Source organism: Pedobacter cryoconitis (genome assembly GCF_014200595.1).
Classification (GTDB): Bacteria; Bacteroidota; Bacteroidia; order Sphingobacteriales; family Sphingobacteriaceae; genus Pedobacter; species Pedobacter cryoconitis_C.
Genome location: NZ_JACHCG010000003.1, coordinates 94,004 through 118,444, shown reverse-complemented (window position 1 = coordinate 118,444; position 24,441 = coordinate 94,004). Strand labels below are relative to the sequence as shown.

17 protein-coding genes are annotated in these 24,441 nt (G+C 39.5%); 10 read left to right on the top strand and 7 right to left on the bottom strand.

What is annotated here, in order from left to right; all coding sequences use genetic code 11:
- Window positions 1-221: 221 nt before the first annotated feature.
- A complete protein-coding gene (locus tag HDE70_RS17810; RefSeq protein WP_183891438.1) occupies window positions 222-1,199 on the top strand; it encodes a hypothetical protein in 978 nt (325 codons plus the stop codon).
- On the opposite strand, the gene HDE70_RS17805 is transcribed toward HDE70_RS17810, so the two are convergent.
- A complete protein-coding gene (locus tag HDE70_RS17805) occupies window positions 1,196-2,500 on the bottom strand; it encodes a cryptochrome/photolyase family protein (protein ID WP_183870019.1) in 1,305 nt (434 codons plus the stop codon). The genes HDE70_RS17810 and HDE70_RS17805 overlap by 4 nt on opposite strands.
- Complete coding sequence (locus tag HDE70_RS17800) at window positions 2,497-3,405, bottom strand: TIGR01777 family oxidoreductase (RefSeq protein ID WP_183891437.1); 909 nt, start codon at window positions 3,403-3,405, stop codon at window positions 2,497-2,499. Before HDE70_RS17800 ends, HDE70_RS17805 begins: the two co-directional genes overlap by 4 nt.
- A gap of 165 nt (window positions 3,406-3,570) precedes the next feature.
- Between HDE70_RS17800 and HDE70_RS17795 the strand changes: the two genes are divergently transcribed.
- The 6 genes from HDE70_RS17795 (at window position 3,571) to HDE70_RS17770 (ending at window position 12,134) form a co-directional block, all read left to right on the top strand.
- The gene (locus HDE70_RS17795; protein WP_183870021.1) at window positions 3,571-4,818 is read left to right on the top strand and encodes a DASH family cryptochrome; all 1,248 of its coding nucleotides are present in this window, start codon (window positions 3,571-3,573) and stop codon (window positions 4,816-4,818) included.
- A gap of 70 nt (window positions 4,819-4,888) precedes the next feature.
- A complete protein-coding gene (locus HDE70_RS17790) occupies window positions 4,889-5,767 on the top strand; it encodes a MerR family transcriptional regulator (protein ID WP_183891436.1) in 879 nt (292 codons plus the stop codon).
- Between the two features lie 54 nt (window positions 5,768-5,821).
- Window positions 5,822-8,617, top strand: a complete 2,796-nt coding sequence (locus HDE70_RS17785; RefSeq protein ID WP_183891435.1) for a 2-oxoglutarate dehydrogenase E1 component — start codon at window positions 5,822-5,824, stop codon at window positions 8,615-8,617.
- Window positions 8,618-8,637: 20 nt separating this feature from the next.
- Window positions 8,638-9,870, top strand: coding sequence for a 2-oxoglutarate dehydrogenase complex dihydrolipoyllysine-residue succinyltransferase (odhB, locus tag HDE70_RS17780; RefSeq protein ID WP_183891434.1), 1,233 nt, complete (start codon window positions 8,638-8,640; stop codon window positions 9,868-9,870).
- Between the two features lie 133 nt (window positions 9,871-10,003).
- A complete protein-coding gene (locus tag HDE70_RS17775; protein WP_183870024.1) occupies window positions 10,004-10,894 on the top strand; it encodes a hypothetical protein in 891 nt (296 codons plus the stop codon).
- Window positions 10,895-11,138: 244 nt separating this feature from the next.
- Window positions 11,139-12,134 (top strand): hypothetical protein, encoded by a 996-nt coding sequence (locus HDE70_RS17770; RefSeq protein WP_183891433.1) that lies wholly within the window; start codon window positions 11,139-11,141, stop codon window positions 12,132-12,134.
- A 76-nt stretch (window positions 12,135-12,210) separates the two neighbouring features.
- Here HDE70_RS17770 and HDE70_RS17765 read toward each other — a convergent pair whose 3' ends face one another.
- The 3 genes from HDE70_RS17765 to HDE70_RS17755 form a co-directional block, all read right to left on the bottom strand.
- The gene (locus tag HDE70_RS17765) at window positions 12,211-12,936 is read right to left on the bottom strand and encodes a head GIN domain-containing protein (protein ID WP_183891432.1); all 726 of its coding nucleotides are present in this window, start codon (window positions 12,934-12,936) and stop codon (window positions 12,211-12,213) included.
- Between the two features lie 65 nt (window positions 12,937-13,001).
- Complete coding sequence (locus HDE70_RS17760) at window positions 13,002-14,657, bottom strand: M1 family metallopeptidase (protein WP_183891431.1); 1,656 nt, start codon at window positions 14,655-14,657, stop codon at window positions 13,002-13,004.
- Window positions 14,658-14,663: 6 nt separating this feature from the next.
- Complete coding sequence (locus HDE70_RS17755; protein WP_411268051.1) at window positions 14,664-16,544, bottom strand: CocE/NonD family hydrolase; 1,881 nt, start codon at window positions 16,542-16,544, stop codon at window positions 14,664-14,666.
- Window positions 16,545-16,682: 138 nt separating this feature from the next.
- On the opposite strand from HDE70_RS17755, the gene HDE70_RS17750 reads away from it, so the two are divergent.
- The 3 genes from HDE70_RS17750 (at window position 16,683) to lpdA (ending at window position 20,292) form a co-directional block, all read left to right on the top strand.
- Window positions 16,683-17,129, top strand: coding sequence for a GtrA family protein (locus tag HDE70_RS17750; RefSeq protein ID WP_183891430.1), 447 nt, complete (start codon window positions 16,683-16,685; stop codon window positions 17,127-17,129).
- A 9-nt stretch (window positions 17,130-17,138) separates the two neighbouring features.
- Window positions 17,139-18,806 (top strand): ArnT family glycosyltransferase, encoded by a 1,668-nt coding sequence (locus HDE70_RS17745; protein WP_183891429.1) that lies wholly within the window; start codon window positions 17,139-17,141, stop codon window positions 18,804-18,806.
- 79 nt (window positions 18,807-18,885) lie between these two features.
- Window positions 18,886-20,292, top strand: coding sequence for a dihydrolipoyl dehydrogenase (gene lpdA, locus HDE70_RS17740; protein WP_183870031.1), 1,407 nt, complete (start codon window positions 18,886-18,888; stop codon window positions 20,290-20,292).
- An 18-nt stretch (window positions 20,293-20,310) separates the two neighbouring features.
- Here the strand turns inward: lpdA and HDE70_RS17735 are convergent, their stop codons facing one another.
- Window positions 20,311-21,144, bottom strand: coding sequence for a hypothetical protein (locus HDE70_RS17735; RefSeq protein ID WP_183870032.1), 834 nt, complete (start codon window positions 21,142-21,144; stop codon window positions 20,311-20,313).
- A 77-nt stretch (window positions 21,145-21,221) separates the two neighbouring features.
- Entirely contained in the window at window positions 21,222-24,413 is a 3,192-nt protein-coding gene (locus tag HDE70_RS17730; RefSeq protein WP_183891428.1) for an efflux RND transporter permease subunit, read from the bottom strand.
- Window positions 24,414-24,441 lie beyond the last annotated feature (28 nt).

The following is a 24,441-nucleotide window of genomic DNA, read 5'->3' as shown; positions in this document are numbered from 1 at the left end:
CCCTGCTAAGATTTAAACCTCAGCAGGGATTTTTGCGTTTAAAGCTAGTTAATTACTTATAGATTGGTTGTTAAACTAATAATTTTATTATTTTCATAATAATTATTATTTGGTCAAAATTCTGGACAAAATATCATTATGTTGCTTAATATTTAATTAAATAATCTTATAGTTTGTTTAATGGGTTATTTTATATATTTTTAAAGAAATATATAAAACGTATGAAAGTAAATTACAAATTTTTGGCAGTAGCAGCTATTTCGTTAGGACTGCTTTGGTCTTGCAAAAAGACTGATGATGGTAACACCTCAAAAAAAAGTCTTGCTGCTTCTGAGACAGAGGTGACTTTAGAAAATGGATATCTGAAGTTTAGCGATCAAAAATCATTTGATTCAATTTCAACCGTACTGATCAGTAAGCAAGGAGTAGATCTGGAAGCTTGGGAAGCACGATTTTCGGGGTTCAAATCTTATAGGACTATTTTTAAAAATATTCAGGATGAATATGAAAAAGTGAATAGCAGCGAATCATTTCAGGCCTTTAAAAACAAGTATAACGATCTTGTGACTATAAAAGCCGATAGTTCACTAACGTATAAGTTTGGTTCACCGCTTTCGGCTTTATTTACCAATTCTAAAGGAGAAGTGAAAATTGGTGAGGATTTGAAAATTTATACTAAAGATGGAAGAATAATTTCTTCTGTAAATGGTTCAAAAACAACTCAGAATGCAATGCCGGTTCCACTTATAGGACGTCTTTTCTTAAACACATACTATAATGGTGATTCCAAAAGGAGGTTGCATATAGAATTGTGGTATGATGAAACTACAGGCACAGATCCAAAGCAGCAACAGGGTAGATTTTATTTCGCAGTTACTCAGGAAGGAACGAAAACTTTTGGAGGATGGGGTGCTAACGAAACTGATCTGAATTTTAGAAATATTTATTGCCCGATAACTCATCAATCCTATCATATGGTGAATGTACCTGTTAGATATGACTATAGATTAACATCTTACGATGCTAAAGATTTCAAGGGTACCTTCATCGTTGATATGGGTAGAATGGCTGGTTATGGACAGAGTATCTCTGGATCAGGATCAATTAATTCCAGAGGTGTTCCATCAGCTCCTCAGCTTGACTTTGCTTTGGCACGTGTTGGGTCGGGAGGATGGTTGAATCCAAATATACCTCATTAACTGTTTAAAGCCTCTTTAAATACTTTGAGAATTCGTTCTCTCGCAAAAGCATGGTCAACTATAGGTTGACTGTGCTTTTCTTGTTTATATTCAGGTGCCCACTTGTAGATATACTTATTCTCCGGATCAAATTTCTTCGCTTGTAACTCCGGATTGAATACTCTGAAATAAGGAGCTGCGTCATTGCCGCAACCGCAAGCCCATTGCCATCCACCAACATTACTGGCCAGTTCATAATCCAGTAACTTTTCTGCAAAATAGGCTTCTCCCCAGCGCCAGTCAATCAAAAGATGTTTAGTCAGGAAGCTTCCCACAATCATTCTGACGCGGTTGTGCATATAACCTGTTTGATTGAGCTGATTCATTCCTGCATCCACTATGGGGTATCCTGTTTTACCGTTTTTCCAGGCTTCGAAATCCTGTTCCCTGTTTAACCATTTAATCTGATCATAAGCTGGTTTAAAGGACTGTGTGGTAATATGAGGAAACTGAGATAAAATCATCATGTAGAAATCTCTCCAGGCCAGTTCAGATAACCATTTCTCAGCACCAGCATTTAATGCTTTCGCTGCTGCCTCTCTGATACTGACTGTGCCAAATCTTAAATGGATACCCAGATGGGTTGTCGCATCGTCCGCAGGGAAATCTCTTCTTTGTTCATAAGCGGCTAATTTATCCTCAAAACTGGCTGAAGGAAATTGTAAATCTGATTCCTGAAAGCCTAAAGTGCTTAACTCAGGAAAAACAAATGGTTCAGTTTGTAACAGGTTTTTCTGGTATTTCTCTACCGGATAGGCTTTAAGATAGAAATCATTTAATTTCATTTTCCATTGACGGAAATAAGGGGTGAAAACAGTATAAGGCTTTCCATCAGCTTTTACAATTTCCTTTTTCTCAAAGATTACCTGATCCTTATAGGTGTGAAAGGTAACAGACTCCGAACGGAGATATTCTGCTAAAGTGTCATCACGTTCCATCGCATAAGGTTCGTAATCATGATTCGCATAAACTGATTTTACCTGGTAAGCTTTTAGCAATTCCGGCCATATTTGCTCTGGAGTGCCATATTTGATGCATATGGAAGAACCTTTTTGCTGCAAGGTGGTTTCCAGTTCTTTTAATTTTCGGTAGATGAAGGTTACCCGGGCATCCTTTGGATCATTTAAATCATTCAGGATATTACGGTCGAATATAAAAAGCAGTAAAACCGGAATACCTTCTTTTAATGCGTGGTATAATGCCGCATTATCTTTTAATCTTAAATCTCTTCTTAACCAGCAAATGTTTACCTCTGTTTTCATGCGCCGTAAATATCGGTTAAAGCTTGTTCCAACTGTGTATATTTGAAGATAAATCCACTGGATTCTATTTTTTGTGCTGTGGTATGGGTACTGTTCAGTACCATTGAGCTCATTTCTCCTAAAATAAGCTGTAATATTTTCTCAGGAACACTAAATGGCCATACAGGGCGGTGTAATTGCCTGGCAATGGCTTTGGTCATTTCTTTATTAGTGACAGGAAAAGGGGCAGTAGCATTGTATACACCTGTTAATGAACTGTTATCCAGCGCATGGAGGTAGATCCGGGTCATATCCTGATAATGGATCCATGGAACCCATTGTTTTCCGCTTCCCAAAGGCGCACCAGCAAATAATCTGATCGGCGTTGCCATGGCTTTCAATGCGCCATCATTTTTTGCCAGTACGACACCAGTCCTTATCTTCACTATCCTCAGCTTCAGTTGCTGCCCCTGATCTATAGCTTTTTCCCATTGGATACAGCATTCTGCAAGAAAGTTATGCCCGGGAGTACTTTCTTCTGTCAATAGTTCATCTCCACGGTTACCGTAATAACCAATAGCAGCAGCAGAAATAAATTTTTTGACCTGATTCGGAACAGTTGCCAGTGTTTTAAATAAGAGTTGTGTAGAAAGAACCCGGCTGTCAATAATCTCTTTTTTACGCTGATCAGTCCATTTTCCTTTGGATATATTTTCGCCGGCCAGATGGATAATGCTATCTATACCTTCCAGACAAGACGTGTCAATTTTCTGCTGATCTACATCCCATAAAAAGACTTTTACCTGCTCCATTTGATGCGGTTTTCTGGAAAGGATGGAGACGTGATCTCCCCGCTTTAAAAGCGTTTGAATTAAATCTTTGCCGAGCATGCCGGTTGCACCTGTGAGTAAAATATGCTGGTTCATTTAAGATAAACTTTAATATTCGTGTTTTTGTTTCTGAGCAAGCTGTTTAAACGTGATTTTAAACTAAACTTTTGTTGCGGTTATGTAAATATTACTTTGTGTATTAGATGTTAGGATAAAAATGGTATATTTTTGGAGATTACAACAAAACTTTAGTCTAAATAAATGGAATCTCGGAAAATACTCGTCTGGTTTAGAAATGATTTGCGGTTACATGACAACGAAATGTTAGTAGAAGCGATCAGTAAGTCCGATAGTATCCTGCCTGTTTATTTTTTTGATCCGCGTCACTTCGAATGTACTGCTGAAGAAGAAAACAAAGCTGTGCACAATAGATTTCAATTTTTAGCAGAAAGCGTCTCTGCTTTGCGCGAATCATTGAAAAAACTGGGCGGTAATCTTTTAATCATCTCTGGTACTCCTGAGGATCATATCCCTGCACTTGTGGAGCAATATGAAATTGCTGAGGTTTATCACCATAGAGAGGTCGCAACTGAAGAAACTATGGTTTCTTCGAATGTAGAAGATTTACTTTGGAAATTAAGAATAAATCTGAAACACTTTATCGGACATACGCTTTACAATAAAGAAGATCTTCCATTTCCTATTAAAGATATTCCTGATGTTTTTTCCCAGTTTAAGAAAAAGACAGAAAGAGATGCCATCGTCAAAGATTGTTTCCTGGCGCCTGAGCAAATTAATTTTGTAGCAGTAGAGGAATGGGGTGAACTGCCTGAATGCGGCAGAGCTTTTCTGACAAATTTGTCTGGTGGTGAAGAAGAGGGAATAAAGCATTTACAAGAGCTGTTTGCAGCAGGGTCTGAAATTTATATCCGGAGTAGCAAAGCACATGCTGCCCAGCATAGTTTCACTTCTAAACTTTCTCCGTGGCTTGCCGTAGGTGCATTGTCTCCAAGAAAAGTATATTGGGCAGTGAAAGATGCCGAACAACAATTTGGGACTAATAGTCACTTTACACAATTGATATTAGGCTTATTGTGGAGAGACTTCTTCAGGTTTATGTTCAAAAAACATAGTGTGGATTACTTCAAGGATATTGTAGAAATGAAAGAATTTCCGCAGACAGAAGAATATATTCAGAATTTACAACAGTGGAAAGACGGAAATACGGGGAATCCTGTTGTGGATCAATATATGGGTGAACTGAATCAGTCTGGCTTTATTACTCATACAGGACGTTTACTGGTTGCCACTTATCTGATTTATATCTTAAAATTAAACTGGATTGACGGGGCTGGTTATTTTGAGCAAAAACTAATTGATTATTCACCAGCCAGCAATTGGGGCAACTGGGCTTATGTAGCCGGAGGTGGAAAAGATACACGCTCTAAAAATGCGTTTGATTTAGATAAACAAATCAAATTGCTGGATATTGAGGTACAGGATATTTGATAAATAAAGATTCATGTTAAACAAAAAAAATATTTAAAACATTTTTTGTTTAACAACGTTATCACAGTACGTGAAAAGATTCTCAATCAGTGATATAGAAAGCCTGATAGGCATAAAAGCACATACGATCAGGGCCTGGGAGGCCAGATATAACCTGGTACCTCCAAAAAGAACTCCTACGAATATCAGATATTACGAGGAGGATGATCTTAAACATCTGCTTAATATTGTGACTTTGAATGAAAAAGGTTACAAAATAAGCCGGATTGCAAAAATGGACAAGGCGCAGATCAATGACCTTGTGCTGCAACTACAAGCTGATTATAATAATGATACTGTGCAGGTGCTCCGCCTTTCTGATGCTGCATTAAAATATGATGAAACTGCATTTTCTGAGATTCTTTCTGGTTGTATTGAGGAATTAGGGCTAATCGATACGATGGATCTTGTGCTTTTCCCATTTATGAAAAAGGTTGGGATGTTATGGCAAACTGGTGCAATAGATCCATCGCATGAACATTTTGCCTCCAATCTGATCAGGGACAGGATGATTGTAGAGATTGATAAGCTTTCTAAGCCGGACAGAAAAGATCCCAAAAGATTCCTGTTATTTCTTCCGGAAGCCGAAATGCACGAGACAGGTTTACTGTTTGCCCGGTATTTACTAAAACGATGTGGCATGGATACGCTGTATCTTGGACAGGAAATTCCTTACACTGATATTAAAAAAGTAATTGCTCATTATAAACCAGATTACGCTTTTATTGTACTTACCTCTCTGAATCTTGGAAAAGACATCAATAAAATATTGACTAAGGTGTTGGACCATATGGATGTGCCTCTGCTGGTTGCGGGCAGTTTAATCTCTGAATTTGACATACTTCTTGACGATAGGCTGACACCACTTAAAAAGGTTTGTGAAATCGTAGAATTTCTTGATGATTTATAGCTGTTTTTAAAGGTAAAATCCTAATTTTGCCATACTTATACCAATTCTTAAACAATGGATAATTTATCTTATCTCAACGGCGCAAATGCCGAATACATCGATTCTATTTATCAAGCTTATAAAGAAGATCCTAATGCGGTTGAATTCGGCTGGCAGAAGTTTTTTGAAGGGTTTGATTTTGGAAGAGGAGCGGATGCAGGCGTAGCCGGTGAAGCAACTCCCGAACATTTTTTAAAAGAAGTGAATGTCTTAAATCTGATCAATGGCTATCGCCAGCGGGGTCATTTGTTTACCCAAACAAACCCGGTAAGAGAAAGACGTCATCATTTACCAACGCTTGATATTGAAAACTTCGGTTTAAGTCAGACTGACCTGGACACTGTTTTTAATTCGGGTGTAGAACTTGGGATTGGTGCTGCCAAACTAAGCGATATTGTAACCTTCCTGAAAAGAACTTATTGCAGGTCTATTGGTGCGGAATATAAATTCGTTCGTACACCTGAAGTATTAAGCTGGATTGAAAATAAAATGGAAAGTGTGCAGAACACACCAAATTTTTCAATTGAAGAAAAAAGAAGGATCCTTAAAAAGTTAAATGAAGCCGTAAGCTTTGAAAACTTTTTAGGAACTAAGTTTCTTGGTCAGAAGAGATTCTCTTTAGAAGGAGCAGAGGCTTTAATTCCTGCACTGGATTCAGTGATTGAAAAGGGTTCTGCAATGGGAATTGAAGAATTTGTAATTGGTATGGCACACAGAGGGCGTTTGAACGTTCTTGCCAATATCATGCAAAAAACTTACAAAGATATCTTTGCTGAATTTGAAGGTAAAGGTTACAGCGCGGAATCTCCTTTTGGAGGTGATGTGAAGTACCACCTTGGTTATTCTACGGATGTGACTACGAATGACGGAAAGAGCGTGCATTTGAGTTTATGTCCTAACCCATCTCACCTGGAAACAGTAAATGGTGTGGTTGAAGGAATGACACGCTCTAAAATTGATTTCAAATACGGTGGTGATGATTCACGTATTGCACCTATCCTTATTCATGGTGACGCTTCAGTTGCCGGGCAGGGTATCGTTTACGAAGTGATTCAAATGGCTGGTCTGGATGGTTATAAAACTGGTGGTACAATCCACCTGGTCATTAACAATCAGATTGGTTTTACTACAAATTATAAAGACGGACGTACCAGTACTTACTGTACAGATATTGCTAAGGTGACGCTTTCACCTGTTTTCCATGTGAATGGGGATGATGTGGAAGCTTTGGTTTATGCAATCAACCTGGCTATGGAATACCGTCAGAAATATAAAAATGATGTTTTCATCGATATCCTGTGTTACCGCAGGTTCGGTCATAATGAAGCGGATGAGCCTAAGTTCACTCAGCCTTTATTATACAAAAGCATCGAGCAGCATGCTAATCCAAGAGATATCTATATCAAACAATTGATTGGTGAAGGTAAAATGGAAGCTAGCCTGGCAAAAGAAATGGAAGTTGAATTCCGTGGTATTTTACAGGAGAGATTAAATGAGGCTAAAGAAGTTACTTCTACTTATAAAGGTGTGAAGTTTGCTGGTGCATGGTCAGACATGAGAATTGCCAGTGCGGAAGATTTCGTTACTTCTCCGGATACGTCTGTTAAAAAGACTACTTTATTAGAGATTGCAAAAAGGATCAGTACTCTGCCTGCGGATAAGAAGTTCTTCAAGAAAATTGAAAAACTATTCGCTGAGCGTAATAAAATGGCTACTTCAAGTCATGTTTTTGACTGGGCAATGGGTGAGCAGCTGGCTTACGCAACTTTGCTTACTGAAGGTAAGAGAGTTCGTTTAAGCGGACAGGATGTGGAGCGTGGTACATTCTCGCACCGTCATGCTGTATTAACGCTGGAAGATTCTGAAGAGGAATATATCCCTTTAAGTAACCTTTCTGATCAGCAGGCTCCATTTGATATCTACAATTCGCATTTATCAGAATATGGTGTTTTGGGGTTTGAGTATGGTTATGCAATGGCAAACCCTAATGCTTTAACCATTTGGGAAGCACAGTTTGGAGATTTCTTCAATGGCGCACAGATTGTTGTGGATCAGTATATTGCAAGTGCAGAAACAAAATGGCAGCGTGAAAACGGGTTAGTGATGTTATTGCCTCATGGTTATGAAGGACAAGGCCCTGAACACTCTTCTGCAAGGATTGAGCGTTTTATGGAGCTTTGTGCAGATTACAATATGCAGGTAACAAACTGTACTACTCCGGCTAACTTTTTCCATGCAATCCGTCGTCAGTTTAAACGTGATTTCAGAAAACCACTGATCGTTTTCACTCCTAAAAGCTTATTGCGTCATCCACTTTGTGTTTCTAAACTGGAAGAGTTTACTGATGATAAATTCCAGGAGGTAATCAATGATGCAAATGTGAAGGCTAACGAGGTAGACAGAGTGTTATTCTGTAGTGGTAAAATTTACTACGAATTGTTAGAAAAACAACAAAAAGAGGAGATCAAAAATGTTGCGATTGTTCGTGTTGAGCAGTTATATCCTACGCCATTGAAACAAATGGAAGCAGTTTATAAAGGTTATAAAAATGCGAAAGAAGCTATCTGGGTTCAGGAAGAGCCTGAAAACATGGGTGCATGGCCTTATTTGTTACGTAAAACAAGAAAGACAGTATTCAGTGATATTGAAGTGATTTCAAGAAAAGAAAGCAGCAGTACTGCAACTGGATTTGCGAAGCAGCATGCAGATGAGCAAGCTTATATTCTTGCAAAATCTTTTGCAGCACCTGTAACTGAGGTGGATCACAAGATTGCTAAGAAATCAGTGAGTAAAGCATATAACGTAGATTAGGAAAATATAATACATCAATTATGAGTCTAGAAATAAAAGTTCCGCCAGTAGGCGAATCAATTACCGAAGTTGTTTTATCCCGTTGGGTGAAGAATGATGGTGATGCCGTAGAAATGGATGAAGTAATCGCCGAGTTAGAGTCTGATAAAGCAACTTTTGAATTAACTGCTGAGCAAGCCGGAACTTTGAAAATAGTGGCGGCCGAAGGGGATACGCTGGCTATAGGTGCTGTAGTTTGTTCTATCGAAACTAGTGGAGCTGCCCCGGCAAAAGCGGAAGCACCAGCTGCTGAAGAAAAAGCGGTTGTTAATGATGCTCAGCCTGCTGCTCCGGTAGCAGAAAGAAATGGCGAGAGTTATGCAACTGGTACACCTTCACCAGCGGCGGGTAAAATTCTTGCAGAAAAAGGTGTTGACGCAGCAGCTGTTAAAGGCTCTGGTGTTGATGGCAGAATTACTAAAGATGATGCGCTTAAGGCGGAGAAAGCAGCTGCACCAGCGGCTAAGGCTCCTGAAAAAGCTGCACCAGTTGTAGCTGCACCGGTTGCGGGTTCAAGAAATGAACGCAAAGAGAAAATGTCTCCATTGCGCAAAACTGTTGCGAAACGTTTAGTGGCGGTGAAGAATGAAACGGCCATGTTAACTACTTTTAACGAAGTAAACATGAAACCGATCATGGATCTTCGCGGAAAATATAAAGATCAGTTCAAAGAGAAATATGGTGTTGGTTTAGGTTTCATGAGTTTCTTCACGAAAGCTGTTTGTGAGGCTATGAAAGATTTCCCTGCTGTAAATGCACGTATTGATGGGGAGTCTGTTGTTTACAATGACTTCGTAGATATTTCTATTGCTGTTTCTGCACCTAAAGGATTGGTTGTTCCAATTATCAGAAATGCGGAGAGTATGACGCTTGCACAGATTGAAAAATCTGTGATTGAGCTGGCTACTAAAGCACGTGACAGCAAATTGACTTTGGAAGAAATGACTGGTGGAACGTTTACAATCACTAATGGTGGTGTATTTGGTTCTATGATGTCTACGCCAATCATCAATGCGCCTCAGTCTGCGATTTTAGGAATGCACAATATTATTGAGCGCCCGATTGCGGAGAAAGGTGAAGTTGTCGTTCGCCCGATGATGTACCTTGCTTTATCTTATGATCACAGAATCATTGATGGCAGAGAGTCGGTTGGATTCTTAGTGAGAGTAAAACAGTTATTAGAAGATCCTGCACGTTTGTTGTTAGGGGTATAATTACTGATTAATATATTTCCGGAAAAATCCTGCTGTTTCGTTATAGCAGGATTTTTCTGTTTTTATTGCGTCTTGTTCATGTCATTTGTTTTGCTGTAATTCGTTTTTGACAGGATTTCTGTACTTTTACATTGTGAAAAAAAGCTACTTATTATTGTTGTTCCTGGTTTTTGGTAAAAGGACGAAGGCACAAGAAACTACAAATACAACGGATAATCCGGTAAAGATTGGAAAGAGTATATTTTCTAATGAGATCAAGAGGAATTTCTCAAGAAAAGGGGATTTCTTTGTGCATTGGGGATATAATCATTCGTGGTATGGAAAGAGTGATATTAATTTTGTGGGGCCTAATTATGATTTTACATTGAAGGATGTAGTTGCTCATGACAGGCAGTCTCCGTTAAAGTGGAATTATTTAAATCCGGCAAAGATTTCTGAGCCTCAGTATAATCTTCGGGTGGGGTATTTCATTTCTGATAATTATAGTGTTTCGATTGGTTGGGATCACATGAAGTATGTGATGGATATTCCGCAAAGGGTAGCGATTACTGGTGTGATCGGAGAAAATATTTCTGAGCCTGGTGTGCCTACTGGTGCGCTTGCAGGAACATATAATGGACAGATGATTGATGTAACGAGTAAGATGCTTACTTATGAGCATACTGATGGGTTCAATTATGCGAATATTGAGTTTGAGCGTTATGATGATATTTGGGTTGCGCCTTCAAGACAGACTTCTTTAACTTTGGAAACTGGTCTTGGTGGTGGTATGATGGTACCAAGGTCGGATGTACGTTTGTTCGAGCAGGGAAGAAATAATCACTGGAATGTTGCTGGTTATGGTTTTTCTGCTAAGATTGGTTTGAAGTTTTATGTGACCAGGGGGTTATATATTCAAAATACGACGAAAGTTGGGGCAACTAATTTGAAAACTGTCCATACTACAGGCAGGGATGATTTGGATAAAGCAAGTCAGAAGATTAATTATGTACAGAATATGTGGGCTTTAGGGTACCAGTTTTAAACCTTAAAGCGGCTTTCTGGCTTCGCCTAAAAAAAAGGATACTATGTTCGGCCGACATTAAAATTGAATGGCCTCACATTAGTATCCTTTTTTTTTAGGCGTCCCGGAGGGATTTCCTTTTGCAGGGTGGCTGGTATGACTGTAGAAGCGTTTGAGGGCATGTTTTATTTTTTAACGAAAAAATAACAAAAACAGGTTATTTTATTGATAGTTATAGTGGATATTGCAGGTAAATCATATACCTATGAAAAACATTAAATTATCAATTTGCACCGCTCTTGTAGCGGTGTCTTTTTTTGCCTGTAAAAAGGCAAATGACAGTGTTGTGCCGGAGAGTCTCTCTTCAGGACAAACTGCTTCTCAGTCTGTTACTGCCTCGGCTACCGGAGTTACAATACTGGGAGCTCCGATAGCGGAGGCGAAAATCTATAAGCTGATTAAAGGCTATAATAAGGACGATAAGTTTGAAGCCAGTGGTGTTTATTATCTGAATGGTTATTTTTATGTGGCTTCTGATAATCGTTTTGAGATTGCTAAGATCAAGCAGACTTTACCGGAGAACAGCAATGAGAATAGCTTGCTGGGTTCGGGGCCAGGTGATTCAGGATTTGAAGGGATCACTTATGCAGCTAAGAGTACACCTGCTTTTTTTGTAGTGGAAGAAGCTGTAGCGAATGGCAGCCAGTATCAGCCACGTATCCGCGAGTATAATTCAAGTATGGTTTATCAGAGCAGTCTGTGGGCAGATTACTATTTTACGGAAGCAAACAGCAATAAGGGATTTGAAGGAATTGCCTGGGTTGCCCGTGGTGGGGTAGATTATCTGCTTGGTTTGGTGGAAGGAACGGGAAAAATTGCCGTTTTAAAGAAAAATAACAATCAATGGCAGAAAGTTACGGAAATCACGCTTCCTGCTTCGGCCAGTTTTACGGATTATTCAGATCTGACTGTTTATGGGAATAGAGTAGCGATTACCTCGCAGCAGGATTCTAAATTATGGGTTGGTACGTTGAATAGTACGGATTGGGCAATTACCGGGGGTAAAACTTATGAGTTTCCTAAAGGCAATAGTAGTGGGGTAGTGGGTTCAGGAAATAATGTTTTGTATGCGAATGTAGAGGGTGTTTCCTTTATTAACGATACGCAGATCGTTGTTGTCTCGGATAAAGCGAAATCTGATCAGCCTTCTTATCAGAAGTTTAAGGATCAGTCGGTGCATATTTTCAATTTACCTTTATAAATTATTACAAATAACAGAAAGGCCCTGTATTTGATTAAATACGGGGCCTTTCTTGTTTATAGGGAGTTAATAATTGTTATTCTTTTCTGATACTTCCGGATCCGATCACTGTTTTTTTGACTGCTGCATTTCCTGAATAACGGATACTGCCTGAGCCGCTGATCACTGCTTCAATGTTTTTGTTGGCTGTAATACTGATATTGGCTGAACCGCTGATTTGAGCAGAAAGGTCGTTCACGACAAACTCTCTGCCTCTGAAGCCTCCTGACCCACTTAAGGTAAGATTTGAGTCGTCTGCTTTACCACTTAGTTTAATTGAACCTGAACCGCTGATTGTACCTGTAAATGATTTTACATTTGCACTGGCAGTGATGCCTCCTGAGCCGCTAAGGGTTGCTACCAGTTCAGGTGAGTTAATAGCGTTTTCAACAACTATATTACCTGATCCGCTCAGTGTTAAAGAAGTAATCTTTTTCGCTGTGATATAAACGGTTACGTGCGCACTGTTGAATTTTCTTGACCAGTCATTCCATTTGGTTTTTGGTTTGATAGTTAAAACGCCCGAAATTACTTCGGTAGTCAGGTTGGCAATGGCTTCCTGATCACCCTCCAGACGTATTGATTCTTTATTGCCCATCATGATTTTTACAGCCAGAGGGCCGCCTGTAGCAACTCCTTTGAAGCTTCCAACCGGTCTTTCTTCTTCATTGAAAGATTTAGCAATCCGGATAGGAGCGGTGGCATGAACGTGAGAACCGAGCGTAAGCAGGGCAAGTAAGAGTAAACTATTTAATTTCTTCATTTCTGTTAGGTTTTTTTATAGGACGTTAAAGTTTTTGATTAGTTGCATAAACGTCTGCATTTTATTTATCCTTTTTTCAACAAAATATAAAAATTAGGGTCGGCTTTAAAACTGGTTTCATCTATGCCGCTTTGAACAGCAATTGTTTTTGGAGTTGTAGTCGGATGAATAAAGCTAAACTTGCCGGGTGCAAGAGATACTTTAACGGGCATGTCAAATCCTTCAACAACATCCGTCCAGTGGTAGGTTAATTTACCATCTTTGATGCTGTAAGTAAGCGCCGGGACTTTAGTAGTTCTCAAATACTGGTCAAATACTCTGGATAGTTTCAGACCGCTTTCTTTGCTGATATAGTTTTCGATCTGCGCTGTAGTGACAGTTTGATGGTAGAATGTTTTATTCAGGCCACGTAAAATCTGACGGAACCTCTCATCATCCTGGATAAGCTGACGTATGGTATGTACCATATTTGCTCCTTTATAATACATATCTCCGGAGCCTTCATGGTTTACGTTGTAGGCACCGATGATTGGAACGTCATTTTGAATTTTGTGTCTTATACCCACTACATAAGCAGTGGAAGCCTTTTTTCCGTACAGGGATTCAACCAGCAATGCTTCTGAGTAATTGGTGAAACTTTCGTGAATCCACATATCAGCGATGTCTTTCGAGGTAATGTTATTCCCGAACCACTCGTGGCCACTTTCATGCACAGTAATAAAATCAAACTTTAAGCCCCAGCCGGAACCGGATAGGTCATTGCCGAGATAGCCCATTTTAAATTGATTACCATAGGCAACAGCACTTTGATGTTCCATACCAAGATGGGGGGCCTGAACGAGTTTGTAACCATCTTTGTAGAAAGGATAGGGGCCAAACCAGTGTTCGAATGCTTTAAGCATTGGTTTTACATCTGCATCCCAGTGTGGTCTTGCCTTTGCGCTATCAGCTTTCAGCGACCAGTAATCTAAGGTAAGATCTCCATCTTCTCCTTTGTAAAGGTCTGTCCAATGGGCATATTTTCCGATGTAAAATGTAATGTTATAATTGTTGATCGGATTGGCCACAAACCAGTTGTATTGTTTGTAGCCATCAGGTTTGTCCACAATACTGCGCAAGCGCCCGTTTGATACTTCCTGTAAATCTTTAGGAACGCTGATACTGATTAACACACTATCCACTTCGTCACTTTGATGCTCTTTGGTTGGCCACCATGAACTTGCACCGAAGCCCTGACAGGCTACAGATACCCAGGGATCGCCGGCTTCGTCTTTACTGAAAATGAAACCTCCGTCCCATGGAGGTCTTTTGGCAATGACCGGACTACCTGAGTAAAAAACTTCAAATTTATCTTTTGCTCCCTTTTTAATCGTGGCTGGAAAAGTTACAAATACAGCATTAAACTCCCTTTTGAAAGGGAGTTCCTGGTTTTTATAAACTACTTTTTCAATCGTCAGGTTACTGAACAGGTCAAACTGAAGTTGTTTGAAGTCTGTTGTCGCTGTAAAATTGAATTCATTGCTTCCACTGATTGATTTACTGCCGATATCCACTTTGACGTCAAGGTGGTAATAGTTGATATCATAGCAGGTACGCAGCGGGGTCAGCATACCTCTTAATGTATCTGCGCGCGAGAAGGTATGCTTCTCTTTTAAAAGTTGCGCATTGGCCTGAAAAAGGGCTGTGAATACGATGAGAGTACTGATAAATAATCTTTTCATAATGGATTAAGGTTTTAATACGGTCACCGTTAGCGCAGAAGCATTTGCTTTGTCATGATAAATACGGTGGGTTGCTTTCTGGAAGTCTTTATCATCGGCATGATAAATATCCAGGAATTTCTGCGGATTTCTGTCTACTAGAGGAAACCAGGAGTTTTGTACCTGGATCATGATTCTATGACCTTTTTTAAAGGTATGGCCTACATCCGGAAGGGCATAGTTTACTTTGGTGATCTGACCTGGAACGAAAGCTTCGGGCTGCTCAAAACTGTTGCGGAATTTACCGCGCATTACTTCACCGCGAACCAGCATTTCATAACCGCCCATGATAATCCCTTTTGGATTGATTGCCGGATCAGGTTCGTCTTCCGGATAAGCATCGATTAGTTTAACCACATAATCGGCATCTGTTCCTGTTGTTGATACGGAAAGTTTGGCCATTAAGGGGCCTGTTAGCGTGATGTCTTCGGTAAGGACATCTGTTTGGTAAACTTTTACGTCAGGTCTACGGGCCGCAAAACGCTGATCGTCTATCATATATTCTCTGGTTCTTTTCTCTTGTATGCCTTGCTGATAGGGAACCGGGTTGTTAGGATCACTTTCATATTCATCGTAACTGGTTCCCGTTTCTGGTGCGGTGAAACTTAGTTTTCCATTGGCCTGAAAGTATAGTGTTTGTTCTTCTGTGTTTTGAGGCGGCCAGCTGCTGAATTTCTTCCACTGGTTACTACCAGTCAGGAATATAGTCGCTTCGGCTATGTCTGCATCCTTTTTATCTTTCAGGTATTGCATAAAGAAAGGGAATTCTAAGTTCTGCTGATACCAGGTACTGGTTTGCTGACCGAACTGTATATCCCCGAAGCTGGTTCCTGTTGATCTTGACCAGCCTCCGTGAAACCATGGGCCCATAACGAGGCTGTTTTTAGCTTTAGGGTTTTGTTTCTCGATTGCCTGATAAGTGTGTAAAGCCCCATAGGCATCTTCGGCATCGAAGAAACCACCAACTACCAGCACGGCTGGTTTTACATCAGTAAGGTGCTGACGGATATCCATAGCTTTCCAGAAGGAATCATAAGTGCCGTGAGCCATCAGGTCATTCCAGAATTTAATGGTATCACCAAAGTATTTCAGCTTTACGTTTTTCAGCGCACCAACACTTAAGAAAAAGCGGTAATTGTCTTTAATAGGGAACTTAAAGCTTTTAGGGCCTTTGTCCGGAGTAATTGGTTTTGGTCTTGGAACACCAAATACGGAATAAAAATTAAAAGCATCAGCCAGCATAAGTGCACCATTATGGTGAAAATCATCTCCATGAAACCAGTCTGTAACCGGAGCCTGAGGTGATACTGCTTTCAGGCCTGGGTGAGCGCCTGGTAAAGAAGCTGTAGAATAAAATCCTGGGTAAGAGATCCCATAAATACCTGCTTTTCCATTGTTATTCGGGATGTTTTTAATCAGCCAGTCTATGGTGTCATAAGTGTCAGAGCTTTCGTCTATGTCTTTTTTGCTCTTCTTATTGGCAATCTGAGGGCGTACGTCTACAAATTCACCTTCACTCATCCATCTGCCGCGCACATCCTGGTAGACAAAGATGAATCCTTCTCTCAGAAATAGAGGATCCGGGCCTAAGGTTGTTTTGTATTGGTTTTCGCCATAAGGGCTGCTGGTATAGGGTGTACGGTTCAGCATAAAAGGATACTTCTGACTTTTATTCTTTGGAATATAAATCGCAGTAAACAGTTTAACGCCGTCCCGCATAGGGATTTGTCTTTCTATTTTAGTGTAATTGTCACGGACATAGGCAGAATCTGTTACTTGTGCAATAGCGGAATAGCTTGTTACCAGAAAGCAGAGGGCTAACCAGAACATTTTAAAGGAAGGGTTCATATGAAAAGTTTAGATGGCCTAAATATAAGGGATATAGCACCCTTTTTATAAAATAGAGCGCTATATAATCTAAAATGTTACTCATTTTGATCCTCAATTCTAAAATGATTGTACCTTTGGTTCACCTAATGATCGATTATGCCGCAAAATAAATTCAGTAGTTCCTATTTTTCTTCTTTATTGACGCCAAAAATCCTGGCTTTCATAAAGTTTGGAATCACAGGGGTATCGGGATTGATCATAGATTTCGCACTCACCTGGTTTTTTAAAGATGAGCTGGGTTTTAATAAGTTTATTGCAAATGGGATAGGTTTTACCGCGGCAGTGATCAGCAATTATATCATCCATCGCAACTGGACATTTAAAGCCAATAAGTCAAAGCCAGGATTACAATTTACTGCCTTTTTTATTGTTTCATTAATTGGTCTGCTCTTAAATTCGGCAATTATCTTTTTATTAGATAACCTGCTTTCAGTTAACTTTTATGTCAGTAAGGCGATAGCCATTTTTATTGTTTTCTTCTGGAATTTCAGTGCAAACTATTTCTTTGTTTTTAAATCTTCTGACAAAGGAAAATCAATCTAATCAACACCTATGCAGAAAGTATTGGAAGATCAAACTACAAAATGGCTTTACCTTTTTATCGGGTTTGCTGTACTGTTAAATTTTACCGGATTATTTGTGACAGTAATCGGGCCTGACGGTGCTTTATATGCTTCCATCGCCAAAAACATAGCACAACACAATAACTTCATTGATTTAATGGTAGAAGGAAAGGATTGGCTGGATAAGCCTCATTTTCCTTTTTGGGTAACTGCGGTTTTTTTCAAGACGTTTGGTATCAATACCTGGGCTTATAAACTGCCGGGGATACTTTTCATCCTGCTGGCCGCTGTGTATACTTATAAATTTGCTAAAGAGCTTTATTCAAAGCAGGTTGGTTTATGGGCTGTCCTGCTTTTATTAACAGCACAGCATATCCTGATTTGTACGATGGATGTTCGTGCAGAGCCTTTTCTGACCGGACTGATTATCGCAAGTGTTTATCACTTTTATAAGGCTTTGGGCAAAAAGTGGTTCTGGCATTTAGTGATTGCGTCGGTATTTGCTGCTTGCGCGGTAATGACAAAAGGGATTTTTGCCCTGATCCCAATAGGAGGGGCTATAGCCGGAGAATTGCTGATCAAAAAGAATTGGGCAATGGTCTTCAATTTCAGATGGTTAATGGCAGCAGCATTGGTTCTTGTTTTTATGCTTCCGGAACTTTATACTTTGTATCATCAGTTTGATGTTCATCCTGAGAAGGTGGTATTTGGACGTCAGGGGGTGTCAGGAATCAAGTTTTTCTTTTGGGATAGTCAGTTTGGCCGCTTCTTTAACAGTGGCCCGATCAAAAAGTCAAATGGGGATCCGACATTCTTTTTACATACTATTTTATGGGCATTCTTGCCCTGGAGTTTATTGCTTTATACTGCAATATTTCAATTTTTCCGCCAGAACTTTAAGAAACCTTTGTTGACTGAATGGTTCTGTATTTCGGGTTCATTCCTGACTTTACTGGTCTTTTCTTTATCAAAATTTCAACTCCCTTTTTATATTACTATCGTATTTCCGTTTTTTACGATTATTTGTGCGCAATATCTATGTAATATCAAGTTAGAACGTTCTGTAAGAGCAATCCGGATTATGCAGCTGATTGTTGGGGGCATTATGATGTTCCTGATTGTGATATTGCATTATTTTTTCCAGCCTGATAATATCACTGTATTTTCTGCACTGTTACTGGCTGGAGCTGTGGCTTTATTTATTGTGGTATCTCTTCGGCCAATTGACAGTTATTACAAGGTGTTTTTCCAGGTTTGTACGATTGCCTTTTTTGTTAATCTGTATTTTAATCTGGCTTATTATCCACGGTTAGTGAAATACCAGGGGGATAGTGAGGCTGCATTCTGGATCAATGCACACAATACAAAAGGTTTACCGGTGGTGCAAAGCAATCTTGGCTTTGCTTATTCACTGGATTTTTATGTTAATGCGCCTATTTATTTCTTAAGACCGGGGGAAGAATCTTTATTGCCTCCTAAGCCTTATCTGCTGTATGCGAACACGGAATTGGTAGATCAGTATATCAAGCAGGGCATAAAGGTTAAACGCCTTAAAACTTTCGCGAATTACCGGATTACCATGGTCAAAGGAAAGTTTTTAAATCATGCTACCCGTGAGCAGACATTGTCTGTGACTGAAGTAGTGTTGATTAATTGAAAGATTAACAAGAAACCCCCTTGCTGATGCCTTATTTCCATTGGGGATTATTAACTTTGTACAACAAAATTTTATCATTATGCAATACGACGTCGTTATTATTGGTTCTGGTCCTGGTGGTTATGTTAGCGCAATAAGATGTGCACAATTAGGGTTAAAAACAGCTGTTATAGAAAAATATAAAACTTTTGGTGGGACTTGCTTAAATGTAGGTTGTATCCCATCTAAAGCATTGTTAGACTCTTCAGAGCATTATCATAATGCTGCACATACTTTCACTACTCACGGGATTAACCTGAAGGATCTGACTGTGAATATGCCACAGATGATTGCACGTAAAGATGATGTGGTTGCTCAAAATACAGCAGGTATCACTTACTTGTTCAAAAAGAATAAAATTGACAGTTTTGAAGGTTTAGGATCTTTTGTAGATAAAAATACAATCAAGATTACAAAAACTGACGGATCATCAGAAACGATTACAGCTAAGAATGTAGTGATTGCATCGGGTTCTAAGCCTACTGCTTTACCATTTTTACCAATAGATAAAAAAAGAATTATCACTTCTACAGAAGCATTAAATATTAAAGAAGTTCCAAAAACGATGATCGTGATTGGTGGTGGTGTAATCGGACTGGAATTAGGTTCTGTTTACGCACGTTTGGGAACTAAAGTTTCTGTAGTGGAATACCTGCCTTCTATCATTGCTACGATGGATGCTGGTTTAGGTAAAGAATTACAACGTGTATTGAAAAAATCACTGGGTATGGAATTCTTTATGGGCCACAAAGTAACTGGTGCAACTGCAAAAGGTAAAAAAGTAACAGTTTCTGCATTGAACGCTAAAGGCGAAGAAGTGAGTTTAGAAGCTGATTACTGTATTGTAGCTGTTGGCCGTACGGCTTATACTGAAGGTTTAGGTTTAGAGAATATCGGAATCAAAACTGAAGAGCGTGGTAATAAAATCCCTGTAAATGCGCATTTAGAAACTGCTGTACAAGGTGTATATGCAATTGGTGATGTAATTACAGGTGCAATGCTTGCGCATAAAGCGGAAGATGAAGGTGTTTTTGTAGCGGAAACTATCGCAGGTCAAAAACCACATATTAACTATAACCTGATTCCAGGTGTTGTTTATACCTGGCCAGAGGTTGCATCGGTTGGTTATACTGAAGAGCAATTGAAAGAAAAAGGTGTAAAATATAAAGCAGGATCTTTCCCGTTCAAAGCGAGTGGACGTGCTAAAGCAAGTATGGATACAGATGGTTTTGTAAAAGTATTAGCGGATGAAGCTACTGACGAAATATTAGGTGTTCATATGATCGGCCCACGTGCTGCTGATATGATTGCTGAAGCTGTTGTGGCTATGGAATTCCGTGCTTCTGCTGAAGACATCGCAAGAATTTGCCATGCACACCCTACGTATACTGAAGCTATTAAAGAAGCAGCTATGGCTGCAACTGCAAACAGAGCTATTCATATTTAGGATTTGTTCTATAATTTATTAAAAACCCGCAGCTGAGACTGCGGGTTTTTTTATGCCCAGTTTCGGATAAGCTTCAGCCAAAGCTGTTACGCCAAGCTGTATGAGTCTGAGATTTTCTTCCTGATGGCCATGTTGTACTTCTACATTGATATAAGGGATTTTATTTTGCATGGCATAAATGGATAGTGAGCCGTCATCTACTGCTTCTTCTGATTGCAGCACTACATTTACATCCGCTTTTTTTAACAGGTTAAAGAGTTTCAATTCGGTGACTAATATCATATCATCTTCATCCATTTCATAGTTGACGTGAACGGAGTCTGCGGTACTTCCTAATTCATTTTCGGGCAGGTAACTCTGAATACCAAATCCGCCGTCTGCGTTATTATGCAGGGTAAATATATAAGGCGTTTTTTTTGGGCTGTAAGTTTTCAGAATGGTTTTACCAGTGTTTTTCAGTTCGGCAATTACAGCTTCACTGGATACCCCATATTTCTCCAGTCCGATTGGAATGCCTTCATCTGTATAAATGCTGTTGGGATCTGTCTGATAGGTGACCTCATCCTGGATAAATTTAAAGTTTCTTGCGCCTCCATATTGACAGTCTACGATGCTTCCGCCATTCATAGCGATATAATCAAAAGCAGCTTTTACTCCGGTATCTTCATTGTCGTGGATAGCCAGGAAGTTGATACTGGGTGTATTGTAACTGTACTTGATAAGATTCAGTTCCATATCTCCTAACAGGAGTTTGGTACTGTCTGTAGTCATGCCTTCAAATACTGGAGGATACTGTGCTTTAACCACAAATGAACAGGTTAAAAGAAAGATAAATACAAGTGTATATTTCATAGTTACTGCGTATGAATTTCTATAATGCAAAAAAGGAACCACAATGGGTTCCTTTTTGAAATTTATAACGAATGAGCTTAATGCTGATGATCTAAATCGTACTCGTGAACTTCTTTATGATCATAAGGTTCTACCATTAATTCATCAATAGTGACTCCTTTTTTATTGAAACCGAAACGTTCAAGAATTCCGTCGAAGATCTGGTACATTACCGGTACTACAATCAGGGTCAGGAATAATGAACTTAAAAGTCCACCGATAATTACCCAGGCCAGACCGTTTTTCCATTCTGCACCTGCACCACCTGCAAGCGCAATCGGCAACATACCGATTACCATCGCAATGGTTGTCATCAGAATTGGACGTAAACGTGCATGATTGGCTAAAACAAGTGCTTCGTGTGTAGTTTTACCTTCAGCTTTCATCTGGTTGGTAAAATCGACCAGGATAATCGCATTCTTAGCTACCAGACCGATCAGCATGATTAAACCTAGAATTGTAAATATATTTAAGGCATTATTTGTTAATGCCAATGCAAGTAAGGCTCCGATAACTGATAAAGGTATCGAGAACATGACTACAAAAGGATAAACAAAACTGTCGTAAAGGGCTACCATAATCAGGTAAACCAGGATGATTGAGGCCAATAAGGCTATTCCTAAAGTTCCGAAACCATCTCCCTGGTTTTCAGCATCCCCTGCCCATACATAACTTACACCTACAGGTTTTCTAAGTTTGCCTGATTTTTCCAGATCTAACAATTGTTGCTGGAATTCAGCCACAATTGTACCTGTTGGACGTCCGATGGATTGTGCCCTTACTGAAACGGAAGTACTCTTATCTCTTCTTTCCAGCTGACTTGGCCCTGAACCATTGGTAATTGCTGCAAATTGTGATAACTTAATTTGTTTCCCTACCGTATTTACAAAGATCAGATTTCTTACATCGTCAATGTTTTTACGGTTAAATGTCTGGTAACGGATATTAATATCATACTCGTATTCTCCTCTACGGAATTTACCGTCTGTATTTCCACTAAAAGCAGTCTGCATGGTTGCACCTACTGTTTGCAGTGTAAGGCCCAGAGCAGCCATTTTATCACGGTCTACCTGTACATTAATCTCAGGGCTACCATTCTCAACGGATAGCTTAAGCTCTGCTGATCCTTTGATTTTTGCCAGAACAGCTTTAGCACCTTCGGCATATTTCATTGCGCTGTCTAAATCTGAACCCATAACCACCAGTTCAATAGGTGCATTTTCTGCAATACCTAAAATACTGATCGGAACAGTTTTTACTTTAGCACCAACCAATACTTTGGCTAGTTCGCGACTTACTTTTGTCGCATAAATACTTGATACGTCTTCGCGTTTATCGCGTTCAACCAATTTTACATTGATCTCAGATTTATAAGCTGTAGCTTGTGTTCCCCCAAAGTCACCGCTTGATTGCCCTACAGTCGTAATCAATTGCAGGATTTCTGGTTTTTTAACTAAAAAGGCTTCTGCTTTTTGTGTCATCAAATTCGTTTGTTCGATGGAAGCATCTTTAGGAAGCTCTATTTGTACAAGGAATTCTCCTTTATCACTTTTAGGGAAAAACTCTGTTCCGATATATCCTGCCGGAATTAGTCCGCATGAACCGAAAAACATTACCAGTACAATCAGAATTGTTTTTCCTTTATTGGCTAATGACCAGGTTAAAATACTTGTAATCCAGATTGTGAATTTACGTAATTGGGCTTCGAACCATAAAATGAAACGGCCAAATATGTTTTTGCCCTCTATTTTCTCTAGTTTACCAAAACGGGATGATAAAAGAGGGACGATAGAAAAGGAGGTTAGTAAGGATAGTAAAGTCGCAATAATTACTACTACGCAGAATTGACGCAGAATATTGGAAACCAGACCTGTACTTACAGCAATCGGGAAGAATACTACAACAATTACCAGGGTAATGGATACTACGGTAAAGCCAATTTCGCTGGTTGCATCGTAGGCAGCACGCACTTTGTTCTTACCCATCTCCATGTGACGGTAAATGTTCTCCAATACCACAATCGCATCATCCACTAAAATACCTACTACCAGAGATAAGCCCAGTAGAGACATCAGGTTTAAAGTATAGCCCAATACGCTGATCCCGATAAAAGTTGCAATCAGTGAGGCTGGGATAGAAACCATAACAATTAATGCATTTCTAATACTGTGTAAGAAGAAAAGCATAACAAAAGCCACCAGAACAATTGCAAGCAATAAATCATGAATTACCGCATCAGCAGATTCCAGAGTGAAAATAGAACTGTCATTTGCAATGATTATTTTCAGATCATTTTTAGCATAGTCTTTCTGCAAAGTTGCAATTACCTTATGCACGCTTTTACTTACCTCTACGGCATTCGCATCAGATTGTTTGATGATTTGTATTGCAATCGCACCTTTACGGTCTATACGCGCTAATTTCTCTACTTCTTTTTGTGCATCCCTTACGTCTGCGATATCCTGCAAACGGATCTGTGCGCCATCTTTTCCTGTACCTACAACTAATTTACGCAGTTCATCTACGTTTTTGTATTTACCGGATAAACGGATTAAGATGTCCTGGTCATGTGTTTTTACACTACCAGTAGGGAAGTCCAGATTAGATGTTAAAATTGACTGCTGAACTTGTAAAACAGATAAGCCGTATCCCTGAATTTTGTCTGCATCCAGACCCACTTCAATTTCACGTTCTTGTCCGCCTACCAGGTTAACCTGTGCAACACCGTTTACCCTGGATATAATCGGGGCAATACGTTTGTCAATCAGGTCATAGAACGAGGCATCATCCATTTTTGCAGATGCTGACATTGTAATTACTGGTAAGTCATCCAGCGAGAACTTATTTAATGAAGGTGGTTTTACGTCGGTTGGTAAATCTTTCAGAATTGAATTTACTTTACGTTGTGCCTCATTTAATGATAAATCTACGTTGGCTTTATCATTCAGGGTGATCGTCACCACAGATAAACTTTCATAAGAAACCGCATTCAGTTTCTTGATATTCTCCATGGAAGATACCGCATCCTCAATTTTCTTGGTTACGGTATTTTCTACCTCACTCGGCGATGCACCTGGGTATACCGTGGAAATAGACACCACATTCTGAGAGAACTTGGGCAGCAACTCGTAACTTAAAGAGAAGTAGCTCAATAAACCCAGTAATGTCAGAACGCTGAATACAACGATGACAAGTGAAGGTCTTTTTATTGATATTTCTGTTAATTTCATCTATATATAGATTTATATGCTGATCTGA

What these genes read in the sequence shown, in the direction of transcription:
- HDE70_RS17730 (WP_183891428.1), bottom strand. Translation starts at nt 24,413, where the DNA reads ATGAAATTAACAGAAATATCAATAAAAAGACCTTCACTTGTCATCGTT.
- HDE70_RS17750 (WP_183891430.1), top strand. Translation starts at nt 16,683, where the DNA reads ATGCCGCAAAATAAATTCAGTAGTTCCTATTTTTCTTCTTTATTGACG.
- HDE70_RS17795 (WP_183870021.1), top strand. Translation starts at nt 3,571, where the DNA reads ATGGAATCTCGGAAAATACTCGTCTGGTTTAGAAATGATTTGCGGTTA.
- HDE70_RS17770 (WP_183891433.1), top strand. Translation starts at nt 11,139, where the DNA reads ATGAAAAACATTAAATTATCAATTTGCACCGCTCTTGTAGCGGTGTCT.
- HDE70_RS17800 (WP_183891437.1), bottom strand. Translation starts at nt 3,405, where the DNA reads ATGAACCAGCATATTTTACTCACAGGTGCAACCGGCATGCTCGGCAAA.
- HDE70_RS17810 (WP_183891438.1), top strand. Translation starts at nt 222, where the DNA reads ATGAAAGTAAATTACAAATTTTTGGCAGTAGCAGCTATTTCGTTAGGA.
- HDE70_RS17760 (WP_183891431.1), bottom strand. Translation starts at nt 14,657, where the DNA reads ATGAAAAGATTATTTATCAGTACTCTCATCGTATTCACAGCCCTTTTT.
- HDE70_RS17805 (WP_183870019.1), bottom strand. Translation starts at nt 2,500, where the DNA reads ATGAAAACAGAGGTAAACATTTGCTGGTTAAGAAGAGATTTAAGATTA.
- HDE70_RS17785 (WP_183891435.1), top strand. Translation starts at nt 5,822, where the DNA reads ATGGATAATTTATCTTATCTCAACGGCGCAAATGCCGAATACATCGAT.
- odhB (WP_183891434.1), top strand. Translation starts at nt 8,638, where the DNA reads ATGAGTCTAGAAATAAAAGTTCCGCCAGTAGGCGAATCAATTACCGAA.
- HDE70_RS17765 (WP_183891432.1), bottom strand. Translation starts at nt 12,936, where the DNA reads ATGAAGAAATTAAATAGTTTACTCTTACTTGCCCTGCTTACGCTCGGT.
- HDE70_RS17755 (WP_411268051.1), bottom strand. Translation starts at nt 16,544, where the DNA reads ATGAACCCTTCCTTTAAAATGTTCTGGTTAGCCCTCTGCTTTCTGGTA.
- HDE70_RS17735 (WP_183870032.1), bottom strand. Translation starts at nt 21,144, where the DNA reads ATGAAATATACACTTGTATTTATCTTTCTTTTAACCTGTTCATTTGTG.
- lpdA (WP_183870031.1), top strand. Translation starts at nt 18,886, where the DNA reads ATGCAATACGACGTCGTTATTATTGGTTCTGGTCCTGGTGGTTATGTT.
- HDE70_RS17745 (WP_183891429.1), top strand. Translation starts at nt 17,139, where the DNA reads ATGCAGAAAGTATTGGAAGATCAAACTACAAAATGGCTTTACCTTTTT.